Origin of the sequence: Corynebacterium hansenii (assembly GCF_030408795.1) — a bacterium.
GTDB classification, from domain to species: domain Bacteria; phylum Actinomycetota; class Actinomycetes; order Mycobacteriales; family Mycobacteriaceae; genus Corynebacterium; species Corynebacterium hansenii.
Genome location: NZ_CP047211.1, coordinates 1,664,690 through 1,685,598, shown reverse-complemented (window position 1 = coordinate 1,685,598; position 20,909 = coordinate 1,664,690). Strand labels below are relative to the sequence as shown.

Sequence of the window (20,909 nt, the reverse complement as noted above, 5' to 3'; positions counted from 1 at the left end):
GCGGATTCCACGCATCCGCCCGCTTGACGACGGACGACGGGAAGGGAACCGGCGCGCATGACGGCTTCGGCGGCGGAATGGATCGACGCGGGGGACTATCAGTTCCTCCTGGACGGCGAAGAGATCCTCGCCAGGAACGCGAAGGGGCAGCTGCTCAAGACGGTGCCCGCGAAGGCCCGCAAGCTTCCCGAATACGACCGGCTCGATGCGCTGCGCACGTCGCTCGCTCAGCATCGGGTCGAATGCTCCGACACGGTGCGGGAGTGGTTCCTGTCCGGCTCGCCGATCCCGTCCCGGCTGATCGCGGCGGTGTGGCCGGATCCTTCCTGGCGGGCCATGTTCGCCGATGCCGTCGTGGAGTACGACGGCTCGGAGGGGCTTCTGCGCGCCGCCGACGATGACGGCCTGAGCCTGGTGGATCTGGACGGCGAGACCGTGACGGTCCCCGTCGACGACGACACCATGGTCATCCTGCCGCATCCGGTCCTGATGGAGGACCTCGCGGATTGGCGGGAGTTTTCCGTGGAGCTCGGAATCCTCCAGGGCTTCGATCAGCTCTTCCGCGACACCCACCGCAAGCCCGCCGACGCCGCCGGCCGTCGTGCCGCGATGGAGAAGTACCGCGACGCGAAGTACGCGAGGGCCAACGCCCTGGTCGGGCGCAGCCGCGGCGGCGGATTCTCGGTCGAGTTCTCGGAGGGCGTCACCGGCATCTACCTCCGAGTCGTGGAAGACATCGGGGGCCGGCGCGTGGAGACCACCGCCACGTTGCAGGTGGACGACGATTACGAGGGCGGGGCGACGCTGCGGGACCTGTACTTCTCGCGCAACGGGATCGCGATCAAACCCGAGGACGTGGGCCCGGTGACCTGGTCCGAAGGCGTGCGCATGGCGGAGTTCGTCTACGGCGGGCGCACCATCGGCGACGACGCGGCGCAGGCATGAGCGTCGGTGTGGTCCGGCCCTTGTCCGCGCCGGGCGACGATCCGGTGCTCGCGGCCGCGACGTTCACGGGCAATGGGCGGGTCGTCGTCAAGCTGGTGCCGGAGGCGCTGGTGGAGGCGGAAACCCTCGCACAGGCGACCGTTGGCCTGGAACCGGATGGCGCGCGACCCGTGGGGCGGACGCGGCAGCGGGCGGTTGGGTTCCCGGCGTGGCCGATCATCACGGATCCCCCCAATGCCCGGCACGCGCTGAACCTCGTCGGCGACCTTGAGTGGGCGCGGCGGCATGCGGGCAATCAGGCGAAGAAGGTCAAGGAACGCTTCGACGCCCTCGTCGGTGACCTGACCCGCTCGGCGCCGCATTTCGTGCCGACGCTGTTGGAGGAGCTCGCGCGCATCTACGCCGACGCCGGCAACGACGCGTTCGCCCGCCAGTATTTCGGCCGCGCCCGGGAGGTGGAGCGGGCCCACGGCATCGACGTCGACCCGGTGCGGCACGAGGCCGTGTTCCTGGAGTTCGCGGACCGCGGCATCGTGGGCGCCAAGGATCTCACCCGTGAGGCCGGTGACGCGATGGGGCGTTTCGGCGATCCGTCCGAGGCGTTCGAGTACGTGCTGCGCCTGAACTGCTCGCGCATGCGCTCGGGCAAGGAGCCGTATGCGCACTGCTTGCGGGATCTGCGCAAGGTCGGCAAGGCCGCGGGTTTGACGCCGGCGGAGGTCGACGTGCGGCTTTACGACGAAGCCGTCGGCCTCGCCGCCTTCGACGCGGCGCCCGGGGGCTTCTGGAAGGCCACGCGGGCTTCCCTGGTCGCGTGGCTGAAGGAGCATCCGGAACGCGCCGACCACTACCTGGACAGCATCCCCGATGAACTGAGCATCGAAGGTTGGCTGCGGTTCCTCGAGGACATCGGCGCATGGGAACGGCTCATCGCCGATGACGCCGCGTACCTGCGATGGACGCGGGCGGCGCTCGGGCGCGACGCCTACCACAAACTGCGGGAGTTCAGCCCGCGGTTCCTCGCCGCCATCGAGGCACAGGGCGACGCGCTCGCCGCAACGCCCATCACGGCCGATTTCGCGTGGTTGCCCATCGAATACGTCGATGCCCTGACCGCCGCGCGCGTGTGGTGGGTCGAACCACGGTACCGGCATGCGTCCACGCGCATGCCCTGGAGGGAGTGGGCGAACCAGGAGCGGCGGGCCCGCGATCTCCGCGCGATATTCGACCACCCGCAACTGCGGATCCGTGCTCATGACAGCCTGTCGTCGGCGTTCATCGGCGAAAACCTGGGCCTTCTCCTGGAACACGAAGGCGGACGCCGGTTGGTGGAGATGCGCCTGATCGGCCAGGCGGCCGGGGTGGCCGACGCAGGCGGGTCGCTGCCCAACCTCGCCCACCGCCTCGAGAACCACCTGCGGCACCTCACGGACCCCCGCCTGGAGTCGGTCAACGCCGCCGCCGTGAAGGCCATGCGCCGCCTCGACCCGGGCGAGACGCTGGCGAAGGCCCTGCGGGCCGGCCTACTGGCCGAGATGACCGTTCCCGCCGTCGAGGAATCGGCGGCCCGGCTTAACGCTGAGTCGGACAAACCGCGGCCGGTGAAGGTGTTCGATTCGTACCCGCAGCTCATCATCGTCTGCGGTGACCGGTTCGAGGTCATCGACGAAGGCGAGACGACGGTATCGGGCCAATTGCCCGTCGACGCGTACTACGTCGAGTTCGCCGTGACCGTCGGCGACGACGTCGTGTTCTTCCACCGCACCGGGAGCAGCTGGTCGCCCCACGTGTATTGGCACGGCGCCACGTCGGCGAAATCGACGGGGTACTTGGGTGCCCGCAACGGCACCATGAGCCTGCCCGTCGACGGCGGCCGCCTGACGGGCGCCGGCATGATCGCCCCCGGCCAGACGGACGTCATCGGCTTCGGAGCGGACTTCGCCTGCACCGCCGACGGCTCGCGCATCTTCGCCAAGGTTCACGGGAGATTCCTCGAGTGGGACGCCGACGCCGCGGAATTCACCGGCGACGGCGTCGACGTGGCGGATCTGCCGGGTATCCTCGGCATCGGACCGTTGCCGATGCACGGCGGCATCCGCGGCGTGGAGTCGTATCCGGCCTTCCCGGCCACCGCGGACAGCCCGGCCGGAGCAACGGACGGCCGGCACTTCGCGGTCACCTACGCCATCGACGACCAATGGGGGGCGACGACGCCGCTGGGGGACTTTCAGTCGCCGCGGGCTTTTGACGCGGTCATTTCGCGCCCCGGCGGCGGGCGGTGGTTCGTGAACGGCATGCGCCTCGTCGACGCCTCCGACGGTGGGCTGCTGATCCGTCACGGCGGGGTCCTCGACGACTTGCCGCCGTCGGCGATCCACCTCCTGCGAACGAGATCGGAGGAAGCGAGCGCCGCGATGCGTTCCTTCACCGCCGAGGACGCGGAAGAACTTCTGGCCGCCATGTCGGTGGAGCCGGATCGCGAGGTGGACTTCGAGGGCGTCGAAGACCCCATCGCCACCGAGTGGCGGAACAGGGGGCGTCGCAAAGCAGCGGCCCGGTCGGTCGACGCCGAGCCGGGTACCGACGCGTGGGAGATCGCGCGGCGGCTGCTGGGCACCTCCGACCCGATGCTGGTCGGGGCGGTGATCGAGGTCGCCGCCGACGTCGCGGCGCTGTCCCGCGGATTCCGTGCGCTGGCCTCCTCCGACGAAGAGACGGTGGATCGGTTCGCCATGTCCGCGGGCGCCCACTTTTTGCTCGGGGACCTGTCCGGGACGCGGTACCTCGCCGGGGCCGACAAGGAAGTCCCCGTCGCGTTGGCGGCGCTCGCCGCCGAACTGGCGGAGCCGGGATGCTCTGCGGGGCACGGCGGCGAGGGGACGAAAGGATTCGTCCGGTACATCGGCCACGAGCGGAGTCTGCTCGCAATGTTGTCCGCCCCCGCCCTGGACCGGGCGCTCGTCCGCGAGATCACCGGGCTCCTGCGGGAACTCGTCGACGCGGGGGTGTTGTGCTCCGGGTGGACGACGCGCCGAGAGGAAGTGCCGTTGGTCCTCGAGGACGGATCGCCGCATTGGGAAGACGGCGCCTTCTACGCCGAGGTGATCGGGGACGACGAAGGCCGGTGGTGGCTGGTCGTCGCCCCGGACGACTCCGTGGCCTCCGAGGACCGGATGTCCGCGGAGGAGTTCCTGGCGGGGCTCGACGCGCTCGACGCACGCGGGGACGGGGTCCCCGACTTCGCCGCGCAGGCGGAGGCGGTGGCCGCCGGGACGAACCTCACCGCCGACGTCGCCCGATTCCTCGTCGGCGGCGCCTCCGCGACGAGGGCCCACTTGTGGGGCGACGTGCAGGACCGGCGCAAGGAGGCGCACAGGGAAGCGCTCGGCATGACGGCCGCCGCGTTCAACCGCGCACAGGGGGCCGTGCACGATATGCCGTGGCGCGTCATCGCCGCGATGGCATTGGCGGGATTGCCCGGCGGTGACGTGTCCCGGGCCATCGACGAGGGGCCGGACGCCGATGCGATGGTGGAGGCTTGGCGGCGAGAGACCGGTGACCTGGGCTTCCGGGTCACCGACTCCGAACGCGCCGCCATCGGTCGCACCGTCCGCGTCAACGCCGACAGGTACATCGATGACATCCTCCATCCGTTGCAGCTGGACGGGCGGAACCCGCACGACGTGAACTTTTACGTGGCTCCTCTGTTGACGCTCGCCTCGATGCGGGGCGAGGGTGACCCGATCCGGCCGTTCCTGCGGGAACAGTTCCGGCGGTTGTCGGCCGGAATAGAGCAGTCGCTCCAGGTGCCCCGGTTCGTCCAATCGGTCAAGGGCGAGCTCGGCGGGGATTACTCGACCGTGGAGAACGAGACGGGGCTGCAAATCCATCGCGTGCTCACCGAGGGGATCCTCGACGAACTGTTGGCGGATCTGGAATCCGACGAGGCTCATGCCGGGTCCGGTGAAGCTGAAGAAGCGCATGCGGGATCCGGGGAAGCCGGTGGCGTCCCCGACGGGCACCCGATGGATCCGCTCGTGTCGGCGCCGGAGACGGTGTCGGCGGTGATGGAGTCCCTCGGCCTCGACGAAGACGCCGCCCGGTACTTCCTGCAGGTCCTGGCGCTGGCCACACCGACGGACGCGAATATCCGAGAGTGGAACGGGTGGCGGAAGAAGAACATCGATGCCGCCGCGTCGATGTTGGTGGACAAGGGGCTGCTCGTCGAGGCGAAGCGTGCCGGCGCGGGCCGCTCCAGGTTCTTGCCGGGTGGGTGGCTTGATCCGTCGCCGGGCGAGAAGGGCATGGAGGTGTGGAAAGCGCCGCTGTATTTGCTGTGGCGGGACACCAAGATGCGCCCGGTGGTGCCGACGTGTCCTCCGTTGGTGCCGGTGGGGCGGTTGTTCGCCGATGCGTGGGAGCGCTATGGCTCGGGTGATGTGCCGGGTTATGAGGAATTGACGACGACCCGCTACCGGCGTCGGTAGCGTGCGACTGCCGCCGTCGGTGGGCGTCGGCGGAGGGATGAGGTGTTTTCGGATCATGGGGATCGGACCGGTTTACGCGGTGAACGACGCGACGGGCGGGAGCGATGGCCGCCTTCATGCGGTGAACGACGCGACGGATGGGGGCGATGGACTCCTTCATGCGGTGACCTTTACGAGGGAAGGGCGGGTCGTCGTCAAGCTGGTGCCGGAGGCGCTGGTGGAGGCGGAAACCGTCGCGCAGGCGACGGTGGGCTTCGAGGCGGGGTCGTCGCGGCCGGTTGGTCGGGTTCGCCAGCGGGCGATCGGATTCCCGGCGTGGCCGATCATCACGGATCCCGGCAATGCCCGGCACGCGCTGAATTTGGTGGGTGATTTGGAGTGGGCGCGGCGGCATGCGCGGGCGAACCCGAAGAAGGTCCAGGAGCGCTTCGAGGGCCTTGTCGAAGGGCTGCGGGGGTCGGCCCCGCATTTCGTGCCGACCCTGCTGGAAGAACTCGCGCGCATTTTCGTCGCGGCCGACCGTGAGAAGCACGCTCGGCGATGGTTCGCCCTGGCCCGCGACATCGAACGCGCGCATGGGCTGCCGGTCGACGCCGCACGGCATGAGGCGGCGTTCCTCGAATTCGCGGCCAACGGCGTCGTCGGCGCGTCCGAGCTGACCCGGGAAGCCGGCGACGCGATGGAACGTTTCGACGATCCGTCCGAGGCGTTCGAGCACGTGCTGCGCCTCAACTGCGCCCGCATCCGCGCCGGACAGCCGCCGCACGCGAACTGCGCCCGGGACCTGCGGAAGGTCGGCGCCGCCGCGGGTATTTCGGCCGACGACGCCGACGACCGGCTTTTCGACGCCATCGTCGGCATGTCCGCCGTGGATTCGGCCCCACCCGGATTCTGGAAGACCACGCAGACGTCGCTGGCGAGGTGGCTGCGCGCGAACCCCGGGCGCGCCGACCATTTCGTCGAGGTCAAGGCGGACTCATGGTCGCTGGACGAGTGGATCGGATTCCTCGAAGAATCAGGAGAGTGGGCACGGCTCGCGGCCGATCCGGATGCGCTCCAGGCGTGGATCCGGAAAGTGGTCGACTGCGGTGGCTTCCCTCTGTTGGCGATCGTCAGTCCGCGATTCGTGGCCGCGATCGAAAGCCTGGGCACCAAGCTGCGCGGCACCCGCGTGTCCGCAAGATTCAGCGATTTGGCGGTCGATCACGTCGACGTCCTGACCGCGGCCGGCGTCGAGTGGGACGGCGAATCTCAATTGAGGTTTGATCGCAGTCTGCGGTGGCGGGATTGGGCGAGATCCGGGGTCCGCACCCGGACCCTGGAGACGCTGCTCCACGATCCGGTGCTCGCAGATCTCGTCGACGATGTGGTGCCGTCGTGGATCCTCGGCACGGATCCGGATCATTTCCTCGCGACCGAGGGAGGGCGCCGGACCATCGGCCGGAAGCTTCGCGAGGTCGCGGACGCGCACGCGGCCAACATGGCTTCGCCGACGACTCTGGCGTACATCCACGAACATCACGTCCGCCATCTCCTGGATCCGCGCCTGGCCGGGGTCGACCCCGAGGCGGCGGCTGCGCTGCGCTCGTACGATCCGGCCGAGACGCTGGCGGGGGCGATCAGGGTCGGCGTACTCGCCGAATTGGCTCTGCCCGCGGTCGAGGAATCGGCGCGCCGAATGGTGCCCCCGGGGAATACGGAATGGTGGAAGGGGGCGGGCACCGTCAGGGTGTTCGACTCGTACCCGCGTTTGATCGTCGTCGTCGGCGACCGTTTCGCGGCCGTCGACGGCGATTCGGTCGTCGTCGAAGGGCAAATCCCGCCCGGCGCCGGGCACGTGACCGGGGCCTTGACCGTGGGCGATGAACTGGCGTTTTTCAACGGGGCGCCAGGTGGGTGGACCAATCACGTGCACTGGTATCGCGGTCCGACTGCGGCCATGCAGGATCCGTACATCAGCTTCGTCGGAATGACCGTGGAAAATGCCGAGGGCCGAATCACCGTTGGCGGTCTGCTCACCGCGCTGGACGTGACGGTTGCGGGCCTCTCCTTCCAGAAGCTGGCGTGCACCGCCGACACATCCAGGGTGTTCGCCCACATCGACGGTGCGATGAGGGAATGGCTTCCCGCAGAGCGAGGGTTTTCGTCGGAACCCGTCGACGTCGGCGCCATCCCGGGGATCCTGGGCATCGGGCCGCTCCCCGCCAACGACGGAATCTCGTACTGCCAGGCGTATCCCGCTCAGCCGGACACCGTCGACGGGCCCGCGGGCAGCGCCGGAGGGCTCCACTTCGCCATCGGGTACCGGCTCGGCGACGAGTGGGGAGTGACCACGCCGCTCGGTGATTTCCGCGCCCGCGAACCGATTGCATCGGTGGTGCGGAGGCCTGGCGGCGGGCATTGGCTGATGGGCGCGGACATGCGGCTGCGCAATCCCGACACGGGGGCGTATCTGGCCGGCCGGAACGGGCTGCTCGATGGGCTGCCCCCGTCCGCGGTGCACCGGATGCGTCCGCGATCGCCGTGGGTCAGCGAATTGATGCGTGCGTTCACCCGCGAATCGGCGGCGGAATTGCTGTCGGCGATGACGGGGGACTCGGAACGCGGTTTCGATTTTCGGGACGTTCCGGCGGACCTGAAGCTCAGTGACGTCGAAAATCGGTACAGCACGGAGCGTTGGCGCCCGTCGGTGGACGCGCGGCCCGGCACTTCGGCGTGGGAGACGGCGTCCCGGCTGTTGGGTACGTCCGATCCACTGTTGTTGAATGCGGTGATCGAACTCGCCGCCGATGCCATCGAACTTGACCGCAGAGTGAAGGTCCTGCTTCCGGCAGCCGAGCGGGCGGCCGAGCGGTTCACGGTGTCGGCGAAGGCGATGCACCTGGTCGGCTGTCTTTCCGGCGACCTGGTGGTGATGGGGGGATCGAAGGAATTCGCGGAGTCGTTGGGCGCGATCGCCGACGAGTTGGCCTCGCCCGGAACGACCGACGGCCGGATCATCGACACCCCGGGGCTCGTGCGGCACATCGGCCACGAGCGGGGGCTCGTGGCCCTGCTCGCGGCCCCCGCGCTCGATCGGGCCCTGGTTCGAGAAGCCGTCGGGTTGCTCCGCGAACTGGTCGAAACCGGGGTGCTGTGTTCGGGGTGGCGCGCTCACCTTCTTGAGGCTCCGAAGGGGAACCGCCGCCCGAACATGCGGAAGATGCGATGGGAAGATGACGCGCTTTTCGTCGGATTCATGGTTGACGACGCCGGCGCTTGGCGCTGCTACCTGGCCCGCGATGATTCGCGGTGGGCTGCCGCGCATGCGGCGACGACCCGAGCAACCGATGGAGCCGGGAATGCCGACGACGACGGAATGAACGCGGACGACTTTCTCGCGGACTTGGCGGTTCTGGAGGAACGGGCGGCGCACGCGAACCACGACGCGTCCGGTTCCGGCTCCGGTGAGGCGAAGCGCGAGGCTCCGTGGTCGGTGCGTGGAAAGGCGGCGGAGCTGGCTTCCGCGACGGATTTGTCGGAGGATGCGGCCGCGTACCTGGTCGGCGGCATCGCATCTCGTTCGAGTGCGCACGGTGCGTTGGAGGAGGAGCAGCGGGAACGGACCGATGCGGTTCGCGAAGCGCTGGGCATGACGGCCGCCGCCTTCACGAGGGCACGCGACCGGGTGCGGGCGCTGCCCTGGGCGACCATCCGGAACATGGCCATCGCGGGGTTGCCCGGCGGCGATGTCCGCCGCATGGCCGAAGAGGGCCCCGATGTCTCCGCGATGGCCGCGGTCTGGGCCCGGGAGACCGGTGATCTTGGATTCCGGTTGTCCGAATTCGAGCGAGCGGCGATACGGCGGCCCCTGGACAAGGAACGGATCGTGAGGTACCCGGACGAAGTGCTCGATGAGCTGCTCCGGCCGTTCGACTTCAAGACCACCGACCCAGACTCGGTTGATCATTACGTTGCACCGTTGCTGATCCTGGCATCGCTGCGCCCGCCCGGCGATCCGATCCGCCCCTTCATCGGGGAGCAGCTCCGCGCGATCGCCGAGCAGGCGCCGGCGTGCCGGGAACGACGGGCGCGGTACCTCTCCGGCGTTGAGCTCGGCGGTGATTTCGAGGACATCAACGGCCACCCTTCGCTGCAGACGCATCGGGTGCTGTTGGAGGGGCACCTGGACGAGTTGCTCGCGGACCTCGAACGCGATCCGGCGGCCGCACCCGCCTCGCCCGCCAAACGCGGCGCCGCGCCGAACCCGATGGACCCCGCGAACTCGGCCCCGGACACGGTGGCTGCGGCGATGGAGTCCCTCGGCATCGACGAGAATGCGACCCGCTACTTCCTGCAGATCCTGGCGTTGGCGGACCCGTCCGACGCGAACGTCCGCGCGTGGAACGGGTGGCGCAAGAAGGACATCGACGCAGCCGCCGGCGTGCTCGTGGACAAGGGCCTGCTCATCGAGGGCAGGCGCGCGGGCGCGGGCCGCACCCGCTTCCTGCCGGGTGGGTGGATGGAGCCGGGCCCGGGGGAGAAGACGATGGAGACGTGGAAGGCGCCCCTGCACCTGTTGTGGCGCGACGCCAAAGTCCGCCCCGTCGTGCCGACGTCCCCGCCCTTGGTGCCCCTGCCCAGCCTGTACGCCCGCGCATGGGAGCGGTTCGCCGGCGGTGACGTCCCCGGCTACGGGGAATTGTCCACCGAACGGTATCGGGGCCGGTAGCCTCGGGGAAAGGTCTTCGGCTTTCCGACGGACATGGCGCCGTCGTCAAGCCGGGGCCCGCTTGCCACCGCATGCGCCCGCCGCATGCACGCCACCGCCAGGAAAGAGGTACCGACGATGCTCATGCCCCCGGAGAAATTCCGCGTGTACGGAAAGCTGCTCAAGGCCGCCGGTGAGCGGGTGCTCACCGATGACGAGATCGCGGAGCTCAACGAGCTCATGGCGGGCGACGTGCGCGCCGGGGGCCTGGACGTGCACCTGGGTGCGTCGTACGTGGCCGTCGGCCCGCGCCTGATGAGCATGCGCGTGGAGATCGGTCCCGAGCATCTCCAACCATGGGGCGTCGCAAATGGTGGGGTGTACGCAACCATGGGTGAGTCCTGCGGTTCCATCGCCGGCTTCATCGCCGCGGGCGCCGACCGGCCCGTCGTCGGCGTGAACAACTCGACCGATTTCTACCGCTCCGCCGTCGCGGGGGATGCGATCATCTCCACGGCGTCGCCGGTGCATCTGGGCCGGACCTCGCAGGTGTGGGAGATCCGCCACACCCGCGAGGCCGACGGCAAGCTGCTGTCGCGGACCAACCTGCGGCTGGCGGTTCTGCCCGCGGGCCAGAACCCGGGGGAGTAGGGGCCGGGGAGAGGCGCGCGGAGCTGCGCACGGGGAAGGGCGCTTGGCGACGGCCCCTCAGTACGTGGTCAGCCCGCGCGCCCGGAACACGTCGCGGACCCGCTCCAGCGATTCCTTCGTCGGCGGGCGGACGTCGCCGAGCTCGTAGGTCATGCCCAGGTTCGCCCACTTGTCGGCGCCCATGTTGTGGAAGGGCAGGACCTCCACCCGTTCGACGCAGTCGGCCCAGCGGGCGACGATGTCGGCGGTCGCCTCGACGTTCGCGGGATCATCGGTGAGCCCGGGGACCAGCACGAACCGGACCCACATCTTCTTCCCGTGCGCGACCAGGCGCTCGCCGAACTCCAGCGTCGGTTTGAGCTGCCGGCCGGTCACGTTCTCGTAGGTCCCCGGCAGCCCCGATTTCACGTCGAGCAGGAACAGGTCGACGAGGTCCAGTTCCCCGTCGCTGAGCCTGTGGCCGAGGTTGCCCGACGTATCCACTGCCGTGTGGATGCCGGCTTCCTTCGCCGCCGCCAGCACCCGCTTGACGAAGGCCGGCTGGAACAGCGGCTCGCCGCCGGAAATGGTCAGCCCGCCGCCCGAGGCGCGGAAGACCGTGCGGTAGCGCTTCACCCGGGCGATGACGTCCTCGACGCGCTCGAGCGTGCCCTCGCGCAACTCCATCGTGTCCGGGTTGTGGCAGTACTTGCAGCGCAGCGGGCAGCCCGACATGAACAGGGTCATGCGCGTGCCGGGACCGTCGACGGAGGTGACCAGCTCCCAGGAATGGACCAGACCGATGTCGCCGGTGCGGCGGGCGTCGAAAAGCGCCCTGCGATTGTGCTCGGCGACGTCGTCCCCGGGCGCGGCGGGGCCGGGCACGCCGCCCAACCCCTGCGCGGCGCCGCGCACCCGCGGGCCCCGCGAGGGGGCGACGGTGACTTTCCGATTCAGGCCGTCGGCCATGGGCGCCTACGCGCTTTCGTGGAAGGTGCGGTCCAGGACGTCGCGCTGCTGCTCGGCGGTGAGCTTGACGAAGTTCACCGCGTATCCCGACACGCGGACCGTCAGGTTCGGGTACTTCTCCGGGTTGGCCATCGCATCCTCGAGGGTGGACTTGTCCAGCACGTTGATGTTGGCGTGGTACAGGCCGGAACCGGCGTTGTTGGCGGTGCGCTGCGCCTTCATGTCGGCGAGGCGCTCGTCGAAGGTCTTGGCGGACATCGGGGTCTCCTTGTCGTGTCGTGCCCGGCGGGGTGGTGCGGGCATCGGTTGTTTCGGCGTCGGTTGCGTTCGGGGGCGTGGTGGTGGCCCGGGCGTGGCGCGGCTACTCGCCGTCCATGATGAAGCCCGCGTCGAGGATGCCGACCAGGTTCGCCACCTGCTCGTCCTTCGTGCGGCCCAGGCCCGACGGGGTGATGGTGTTGGTCAGCGAAATGCCGTCGAGCGCGTCCTCGTAATCGAGCTTGCCCACCGACAGCATGGACGCGACCATGCCGTGGGTGTCCATGCCGTTTTCGGGGTTGGCGCCCGGCGCGAACGGGGTGCCGGCGCGGTGGCCGGAGGGGAAGTTGCCGGTGGCGCGACCGTAGACCACGTTCGACGTGATGGTCAGCACCGACTGGGTGGGGATCGCGTCGCGGTAGAGCGGGATCTCCTTGATCTTCGCCATGACGGTGTGGACGATCGTCGCGGCGATGTCGTCGGCCAGGTCGTCGTCGTTGCCGTAGACGGGGAAGTCGCCCTCGGTGACGTAGTCGACGATCAGCCCGGTGTCGTCGCGCACCGGCGTGACCTTGGCGTACTTGATGGCGGACAGCGAGTCCGCGACGATCGACAGCCCGGCGATGCCGCAGCCCATTGAGCGGATGATGTCGGAGTCGTGCAGCGCCATCTCGATGGACTCGTAGGCGTACTTGTCGTGGCACCAGTGGATGATGTTCAGGGCCTCGACGTAGGTGCCGATCACCCAGTCCAGCATGTCCTCGTACTTCGCCCAGACTTCGTCGAAGTCCAGCGGGCCGTCGCCGGCGATGGGCTCGTGGCCCTCCACCACCTGGACGCCCGTGACCTCGTCGCGGCCGCCGTTGAGCGCGTAGAGCAGGGCCTTCGCCGCGTTGACGCGCGCGCCGAAGAACTGCATCTGCTTGCCGACGGTCATCGGGGAGACGCAGCAGGCGATCGCGGCGTCATCGCCCCATCGATCGCGGATCTGGGCGTCCGACTCGTACTGGATCGACGACGTTTCGATGGAGATGGCCGAGCAGAATTCCTTGTACCCGGCGGGCAGCTGCGGGTCCCAGAACACGGTGATGTTCGGCTCCGGGGCGGGGCCGAGGTTGCGCAGCGTCTGCAGCAGGCGGAACGCGGTCTTGGTGACCATGTGGCGGCCGTCGTCGGAGAAGCCGGCGTCGGACCACGTCGCCCAGTAGGGGTCGCCGGAGAAGATCTGGTCGTAGTCGATGGTGCGCAGGAAGCGGACGATGCGCAGCTTGATCACCAGCGCGTCCATGATCTCCTGGGCGTCCGTTTCGGTGATCCGGCCCGCGGCGAGATCGCGTTCGAAGTACGGGTCGAAGAACGCCGACAGGCGGCCGATGGACATGGCTGCGCCGTCCTGCGACTTCACCGACGCGAGGTAACCGAAGTAGGTCCACTGCACCGCTTCCTGCGCCGTGGTGGCGGGGCCGGAGATGTCGAAGCCGTAGGTCTCCGCCATCGCCTTGAGCTTCTTCAGCGCCCGGATCTGCTCGGCGTGCTCCTCGCGGTAGCGCGCCCAGTGCTCCGAGAAGCCTCGGCCGGAGACGGCGGACTTCGCGGCCTCCTTCTCCTCGATCAGCCGATCGACGCCGTAGAGCGCCACCCGGCGGTAGTCGCCGATGATGCGGCCGCGGCCGTAGGCGTCGGGCAGGCCCGTGATGATGTGCGACCTGCGGGCCGCGCGGATGCGGTCGGTGTAGACGTCGAAGACGGCCTCGTTGTGGGTCTTGCGGTATTTGGTGAAGATCTCCCTGACCCGCGGATCGACCTCCTTGCCGGCCTCCTTGATCGCGGTCTCCACCATGCGCCAGCCGCCGTTGGGCATCATGGCGCGCTTGAGGGGGACGTCCGTCTGCAGGCCGACGATGACGTCGTCGTCCTCGGAGATGTGCCCCGCCGGGAACGCGTCGATGTCCGCCGGGGTGGTGGTGTCGACGTCGTAGACGCGCTTCTCGCGCTCCACCGACAGGTAGTTCTTCTCCAGGTGATCCCACACGCGCAGCGTCTTGTCGGTGGGGCCGGACAGGAACGACGCGTCGCCGTCGTAAGGCGCGTAGTTGTGCTGGATGAAATTCCGGACGTCGATGGACTCACGCCACCGGTCGCCGGCGAACCCCTCCCACGGATCGCGCGGCGATCCTTCGGCCTGCGTGCGTGCGTTGGGCGCGGCAGTGCTCACCCGTGCCACCTTTCCGGGCCCCGTGGGGCCGCCTCTCGTCGGATGTTTTCTGACGGGCGGATCGCCCCGCACACGACATCCGCCCCCGGTGAGAGGCGATCGGCCTACGGCGCCTCCCCGCGTGGTGGGCGGGGCCGGCGCGACTGGCCCGAGGCGTTGATCCGCGCTTCACCGGCCACCATACGCCCGTCGATGCCCGAACGCAGGTCTCGGGAATGCCCGGTCGGTCACATCCGGGAGAATCGGGCATGGCGGTGTGGCGGCGGTCACGACAACAGCTGGTCGCGGGCCAAATCCCGGTACAGATCGGACTCCGCCATGAGCTCGGAGTGCGTGCCCGACGCCCGCACCGCGCCCGACTCCAGGACGATGATCCGGTCGGCGCCGGCGACCGTGGCCAGACGGTGGGCGACGATGATCACCGTGCGGCGGCGCGAGGCGGTGTCGATGGCGGCTTGCAGCGCCCGTTCGTTGCGGGAATCCAGCGAGGCCGTCGGCTCGTCGAGAAGCAGGATCGGCCGGTCCGCGAGCAGGGCGCGCGCGATGGCCAGGCGCTGGCGCTCGCCCCCGGACAGGCCGATGCCGCGGTCGCCGACCGTCGCGTCCAGGCCGTCTGCGTGTGCGTCGATGCGGTCCAGCAGGTTCACCGAGGCCAGCGCTTCGCGGCAGCGCTCGTCGGGGACGCCCTCGAGTCCGAGGGTGAGGTTCGAGCGGATGGTGCCTGCCAGCGCCGGCGCGGACTGCTCGACGTAGGCGATGTGGCGGCGCAGATCGGCGCGATCGAGGTCGCGCACGTCGACGCCGCCGACGCGGACCACGCCGCGGCCCGGATCGTGCAGGCGCTCGATGAGCGAGAGGATCGTCGACTTGCCCGCTCCGGACGGCCCCACGAGCGCCGTGGTGCGCCCGGCGTCGGCGGCGAAGGTGACGCCGTCCAGGACGAGTTCGTTCTCGCGTCCGTCGCTCGATTGGCCCTCGTGCGCGAATTCGACTCCGTCGAACTCCACGGCGGGCACGGCGCCGGACAAGTCGGGGAGGACGCCGGCGACGGGGGAGTCGCCGGCGTCCTCGGGCGGCAGCGACATGACCTCGTCGATGCGGGCGAGGGCGCCCAGGGCCTCGGCGACCGACGTGATCGCCGCGAACAACTGCGCGACGGGCATCATCAGCATGAACAGGAACATCAGGAAGGCCACCAGATTGGCCACCGACAGATCGCCGGCGGCCACGCGGGCGCCGCCGAGGCCGAGGACCACCAGAAACGCGACCTGGATGGCCAGGCCGCTCATCGGCCACAGGATCGCCTCCAGCCGCACCGAGCGCAGCGAGGCGCGCCAGGCCCGGTCGGCGTCGGACTTCAGCGCGGAGGCCTCCGCCGCAGTCGCCCCCGCCGCGCGGACCGCCACGATCGCCGACAGCGCCCGCTCGACGCCCGACGACATCGCGCCGGTCGATTCGCGCACGCGCCGCGCCAGCTCCTGGATCTTGCCGGAGGCCGCGACGACCGTGATGACCGCCGCCGCGAGCACGCCCAAGGCGACGGCGAAGAGCAGCGCGTCGAGCCAGATCATGGCGGCGGCCGAACCGATGATGATCAGCGCGCCGCCGAAGGCGTCGACGACGCCGCCGGTGATCGCGGTGCGCACCGAATCGGTGTCCGCGCCCACGCGGGAGACCAGATCGCCCGTGCGATGGCGCCCGTAGGTCGCCGCCGGCAGCCGGAGCAACCGGTCGAGCAGGGCATGGCGCAGGGAACGCACCATCGACTCCGCCGTGCGGCCGAGCAGGTACTGCTGCACCGAACCGACCGCCGACGACAGCAGGACGACGGCGAGAAGGCCGGTGACGAACGGCGCCAGCGCGGAGCCGGCGCCCACGGCCTCGATGATCCCGTTGACCAGCAACGGCTGCACCAGAGACGCGAATGCCCCGATCAGCGACAGGACCACCACCGCGACCAGCGCCGCCCGGGATTCGCGGACATGATCCCGGAGAATGCCCGCGCCCCGCCTCAGCGTGAGGCGGGGCGCGGAAGAGGTTTCGGTCATGTGGGCGGATCGTACCCGCGGGCGGCTACTTGTCGCCGCGCTCGATCTCGCTGATGCCCTTCTTGTCGCGGATGCCGGTGTCGTCGCCGGTCAGTTCCGTCAGGCGGTCGATGGCGGTGCGGGCGTACATCTGCTGGCGGGTGGACACCAGCTGGTAGCGATCGCGCGTGAGCACGTTGAGGCCCCAGCTGATCACCGACACCAGGCGGTTGCGGAAGCCGACCAGGAACATCAGGTGCACGGCCAGCCACAGGACCCAGCCCAGGAAGCCGGTGACCTCGACCTTGCCCATCTTCACCACGGCGGCGAAGCGGGACACGGTGGCCATCGAGCCCTTGTCGAAGTACTCGAACGGCTCGCGGCTGGCGGGCTGCTCGCCCTCGGCGTTCTCGAGCGTCTCGGTTTCCGAGATGACGAGGTCGGCGACGTACTCGCCGCCCTGGATGGCGACCTGGGCGACGCCCGGCAGGCCGTTGAGGGCCATCATGTCGCCGACGACGAAGACATTCTTGTGCTCGCCCACCGACAGGTCCGGGTTGACCTGGACGCGGCCGGCGCGGTCGCACTCGACGCCGCACTGGTCGGCGATCATCTTGCCCAGCGGCGACGCGGCGACGCCGGCGGACCAGATCTTGCAGTAGGACGGGATCGTCTCGACGGTGCCGTCCTCGGCGTTCTTGTAGGTGACGCCGTACTCGTCGACGTCGGTGACCATCGCGTTGAGCTTGACGATGACGCCGAGCTTCTCCAGCTGCTTCTGGGCGTTGCGGCCCAGGCGCTTGCCGAACGGCGGCAGCACCTGCGGGGCGCCGTCGAGCAGGATGACGCGCGCGGCGTGCGGGTTGTAGCTGCGGTAGGACGACTTCAGCGTGCGGTTGGCCAGCTCGGCCAGCTGTCCGGCGAGCTCCACGCCGGTCGGGCCGGCGCCGACGACCACGAAGGTCAGCAGGCGCTCGCGCTCGGCCGGGTCGTTGGCCAGCTCGGCGTGCTCGAACGAGGCGATGATGCGGGAGCGGATCTCCAGGGCGTCGTCGATGGTCTTCATGCCCGGGGCGTACTTGGCGAAGTGGTCGTTGCCGAAGTAGCCCTGGCCCGCGCCGGCGGCGACGAGCAGGTAGTCGTACTCCCAGTCCTGGACGCGGTTGCCCAGCTTGGAGGTGACGGTCCGCGCGTCGACGTTGATGTCCGTGACCTCGCCCTTGACGACGCGGATGTTCTGGTCGCCGTCGAAGATCTGGCGGGTCGGCGGGGCGATCTCGCCGGAGGAGAGGATGCCGGTGGCCACCTGGTACAGCAGCGGCTGGAAGAGGTGGTGGTTCGTACGGTCGATGAGGGTGACGTCGACGTTCTCGTCCTTGAGCTTGCGGGCGGCGAAGAGGCCGCCGAAACCCGAACCGACGATGACGACGTGGGGTCGTCCCGTTCGAGGACGGTAGGGAGTCTCGGTCATGAAAATTCTCCTCGAATTTCGTACGTGGGTGGGGGTACCGGCACATGATAGTGCTTGCGGTGCGCCGCCGCCTACTCGGTCGCGCCCGCCGGTAGCCTGACCCGCATGGCCGATAAAGAGGTGAGGAACGCTGCGCTGCCCGTGGAGCGCTTCGCCGTCGACGCCGACCGCTGGCCGGGTGTGGCCCGGGTGCCCGACGGCCGTCTGCTGGGCAGGCGGGCCGACCTGGCGCGGAAGTCGTTCCGCCGCGCCTGCGCCCGCCACGGCGTGGAGATCGATGGTCCGGGGTCGGCGACGATCGGCATCCGCGACCCGGAGGCCATGTTCCGCCGCATCGCGGAGGCCGACTGGGTCGGCCTCGGCGAGTCGTACCTCGCCGGCGAGTGGGAATCCGACACGTTGCCCCGCACCCTGGCTGCGCTTTTCGACGCCGGGCTCGACGTCGGCGCCGAGGGCCGCGTGGGCAGGGGGCTGCGCAAACTGTCCGGCCGCCGGCCCACGCCGCGCGGCACGGGTCCCGGCGGGGAACTGCCGGCGTCGCTGATCGAGCTGTTCGCCGGGCCGACGCTGACGGGCGGTTCGGCGCTGTTCGCCTCCGGGGCGAGGACGACGTCACTGGAGGAGATCCCCAACCAGGCGCCCGGCGCGGGCCGCGGCGGCGTGCCCGCCAACTGGAAGGTCGACGTCACCCGCATCGACCCGCCCGAGGGCGTCGCCCGCGCCGATCTGCCCGAAGCGCAGGCCCGCCGCGTCGAGCGCATGCTCGATCTGGCGCGGGTGCGCGCCGGCGATCGCGTCCTGGAGTGGCCGTCGTCGGGAGGCGAACTGGCGTTGCGCGCCGCCGACCGGGGCGCCTCCGCCGACGTGCTGGCCATTTCGGACGATCACGCGGAGGCCGTCGGAAAGCGCGCCGACGACGCCGGCCTGTCCGGGCCCGTCCGCGTCCTGCGGGCCGACCGGGTCATCCCGTCGCCGCGGGATTTCGACGGCGACTACGAGGCGATCTTCAACGTCGAGCGGCTGGAGACCTTCGGCCCCGACGGCATCCGCAGCTGGCTGCGCGGCGCGGAGCGGGTCCTGGCCGACCGGGGGACCATCGTCGTGCAGATGACCGTGGCCGCCGACGGCTTCGACGACTCCGCCGGCTCCGCGCTCGACCTGGCGCGATCCTACGTCTGGCCCGCGCTGCACCACCCGACCATGGACGAACTGCGGCGCATCGTCGACCGCGACACGGGGCTGCGCATCATCTCCGAAACGCACCTCGCCGGCCACCACGAACGCACCCTGGCGCTGTGGCGCGAGCTGTTCGCCGCGCACTCGCGCGAAGCCGCCGGACTCGGGTACGACCGCGTCTACCGCCGCCTGTGGGACTTCCACCTGGCGCTGCAACAGGCGCTCGTCGCCACCGGCCGCACCGACATGGTGCAGATCGAACTGATGGCCAAGCCGCGCAAACGGCGGTGAGCCGCGCCCCGTCGACGCGGACGTGCAGTGCCACGTACCCGCCGATGCGGGACGCCGCCGGTGTCCCGCCCCCTCGACGCCGAACGCCCCGCCTCCCGGGAAGACCGGGGACGGGGCGCGTGGGCGTCGTGAAGCGAAAGGCTAGAGCTCGGCCAGGTCGACGTAGCGGGTCTCCCGCATGATCAGGATGGCGACCAACGACAGGATCGCGGCCAGGGTCAGGTAAACGCCCACGGACGAGACGCCGTACGACGCGACCAGCGCGGTGGCGATGAACGGCGCGACCGCCGCGCCGAGGATCGACGCCACGTTGTAGGAGATGCCCGACCCCGTGTAGCGCACGTTGGTGGGGAACAGCTCCGGCAACACCGCCGACATCGGGCCGAAGACCAGACCCATCAGGAACATGCCGATGGTCAGGAACACCAGCACCGAGGCCAACGACGCCGTCTCCGGGTTCAGGAACACCGCGAACGTCAGGCCGAACACGATCAGGCCGACCGACACGATGGTCAGCAGGCGGCGGCGGCCCATGGCGTCACCGAGCTTGCCCGACAGCGGAACCGCGATGATGAACGCGAAGATGGAGATCAGCTGCAGCTTCAGGAAGTCGACGTAGGGAATGCCCAGGCCCAGCCCCCGTTCGGGGGCGCCGATGCCATAGGACAGCACCCACGTGGTGACCAGGTAAAACAGCGTGTAGCACGAGATCATGATCGCCGTGCCCAGAACCATCGGGCGCCACGACGTGCGGAACGCCTCCTTCGCCGGAGACTGCACCTTCTGGCCTCGGGCGACCGCATGCTGGAACACCGGGGTCTCCTCGAGCTTCAGGCGCATCCACAGTCCCAGGATCACCATCACGGCGCTGAGCAGGAACGGCAGGCGCCAGCCCCACTCCATGAACGGGCCCGTGGTGTCGCCGTTGGTGTGGCCCAGGACCGTCACGATGACCAGGAACAGGCCGTTGGCGAACAGGAAGCCCAGCGGTGCGCCGAGCTGCGGCCACATCGCCGCCCACCCGCGCTTGCCTTCTTCGGCGGTCTCCGTCGCCAGCAGCGCCGCGCCCGACCACTCGCCGCCGAGGCCAAGGCCCTGGCAGAAGCGCATCACGGCCAGCAGCGCCGGGGCGATGACGCCCGCCTGCGCGTACGTCGGCAGCAGGCCGATGAGGAAGGTGGCGATGCCCATCGTCAGCAGCGACGCGACCAGCGTCGCCTTGCGGCCGATGACGTCGCCGAAGTGGCCGAACAGCAGCGAGCCCACCGGGCGCGCGACGAAGGCCAGGCCGAACGTCGCGAACGACTTGAGCAGGCCGATCGTCGGGTCCTCGGATTCGGGGAAGAACAGGAGGGGGAACACGGCCACCGCGGCGGTGGCGTAGATGTAGAAGTCGTAGAACTCGATGGTCGTGCCTACGAGCGAGGAGAAGATGATCCGGCGCTTCTGCTTCGGATCGGTCACGCCCGCGACCGTGTGCGCCTCGGGGGCGGCGGTCTTCGTCGGGGCGTTGGCGGTGTAGTCGCCAGCGTTCATGTGGGTCGTCCTAGGGGTCTGGGGCGCGGCCGTTCCGTGTGAGGATGGCGAGCGCGTGGTCTCGGCGGCTCCGGCGCGGCGGGGTGGGCCGCGGACGAGGCAACCGAATGGCTCGGGGTCGCCGTCGCGGTAACACTAATAGGGCTTATGTAAGCCTGACAAGGGGTTTCTCGGCGGTTTTCCCCGCGCGGGTTGTTTTGGCATGGAAAATCCC

Annotated in this window: 11 protein-coding genes; 5 read left to right on the top strand and 6 right to left on the bottom strand. The window is 69.6% G+C overall.

All coding sequences use genetic code 11. From position 1 onward, the window contains the following. Nucleotides 1-57: 57 nt before the first annotated feature. The 4 genes from CHAN_RS07390 to CHAN_RS07375 all read left to right on the top strand — a co-directional run bounded on the left by CHAN_RS07390 (nt 58) and on the right by CHAN_RS07375 (nt 10,773). The gene (locus CHAN_RS07390) at nt 58-945 is read left to right on the top strand and encodes a DUF4132 domain-containing protein (RefSeq protein WP_290288088.1); all 888 of its coding nucleotides are present in this window, start codon (nt 58-60) and stop codon (nt 943-945) included. Continuing rightward, nucleotides 942-5,432, top strand: coding sequence for an ATP-binding protein (locus CHAN_RS07385; protein WP_290288086.1), 4,491 nt, complete (start codon nt 942-944; stop codon nt 5,430-5,432). The genes CHAN_RS07390 and CHAN_RS07385 overlap by 4 nt, the downstream gene beginning before the upstream one ends. A gap of 163 nt (nt 5,433-5,595) precedes the next feature. Then, on the top strand, nt 5,596-10,143 hold the full coding sequence (locus tag CHAN_RS07380; RefSeq protein WP_290288083.1) for a hypothetical protein: 4,548 nt from the start codon (nt 5,596-5,598) through the stop codon (nt 10,141-10,143). A 117-nt stretch (nt 10,144-10,260) separates the two neighbouring features. Then, nucleotides 10,261-10,773: a PaaI family thioesterase gene (locus tag CHAN_RS07375; RefSeq protein ID WP_053088149.1), complete on the top strand. Its 513-nt coding sequence runs from the start codon at nt 10,261-10,263 to the stop codon at nt 10,771-10,773. Nucleotides 10,774-10,830: 57 nt separating this feature from the next. Here the strand turns inward: CHAN_RS07375 and pflA are convergent, their stop codons facing one another. The 5 genes from pflA to CHAN_RS07350 form a co-directional block, all read right to left on the bottom strand. Then, the gene (gene pflA / locus CHAN_RS07370; protein ID WP_290288076.1) at nt 10,831-11,721 is read right to left on the bottom strand and encodes a pyruvate formate-lyase-activating protein; all 891 of its coding nucleotides are present in this window, start codon (nt 11,719-11,721) and stop codon (nt 10,831-10,833) included. Between the two features lie 6 nt (nt 11,722-11,727). After that, the gene (gene grcA2 / locus CHAN_RS07365) at nt 11,728-11,979 is read right to left on the bottom strand and encodes an autonomous glycyl radical cofactor GrcA2 (RefSeq protein ID WP_048743521.1); all 252 of its coding nucleotides are present in this window, start codon (nt 11,977-11,979) and stop codon (nt 11,728-11,730) included. 103 nt (nt 11,980-12,082) lie between these two features. Then, the gene (locus CHAN_RS07360) at nt 12,083-14,194 is read right to left on the bottom strand and encodes a pyruvate formate lyase family protein (protein ID WP_377748513.1); all 2,112 of its coding nucleotides are present in this window, start codon (nt 14,192-14,194) and stop codon (nt 12,083-12,085) included. 266 nt (nt 14,195-14,460) lie between these two features. Beyond that, on the bottom strand, nt 14,461-16,242 hold the full coding sequence (locus CHAN_RS07355) for an ABC transporter ATP-binding protein (RefSeq protein WP_290288072.1): 1,782 nt from the start codon (nt 16,240-16,242) through the stop codon (nt 14,461-14,463). Between the two features lie 25 nt (nt 16,243-16,267). Further along, nucleotides 16,268-17,692 (bottom strand): NAD(P)/FAD-dependent oxidoreductase, encoded by a 1,425-nt coding sequence (locus CHAN_RS07350; protein ID WP_290288070.1) that lies wholly within the window; start codon nt 17,690-17,692, stop codon nt 16,268-16,270. A gap of 105 nt (nt 17,693-17,797) precedes the next feature. Between CHAN_RS07350 and CHAN_RS07345 the strand changes: the two genes are divergently transcribed. Beyond that, nucleotides 17,798-19,159: a class I SAM-dependent methyltransferase gene (locus CHAN_RS07345; protein ID WP_290288068.1), complete on the top strand. Its 1,362-nt coding sequence runs from the start codon at nt 17,798-17,800 to the stop codon at nt 19,157-19,159. A gap of 141 nt (nt 19,160-19,300) precedes the next feature. Here CHAN_RS07345 and CHAN_RS07340 read toward each other — a convergent pair whose 3' ends face one another. Then, nucleotides 19,301-20,695, bottom strand: a complete 1,395-nt coding sequence (locus CHAN_RS07340) for an MFS transporter (protein ID WP_290288066.1) — start codon at nt 20,693-20,695, stop codon at nt 19,301-19,303. Nucleotides 20,696-20,909: the final 214 nt, after the last annotated feature.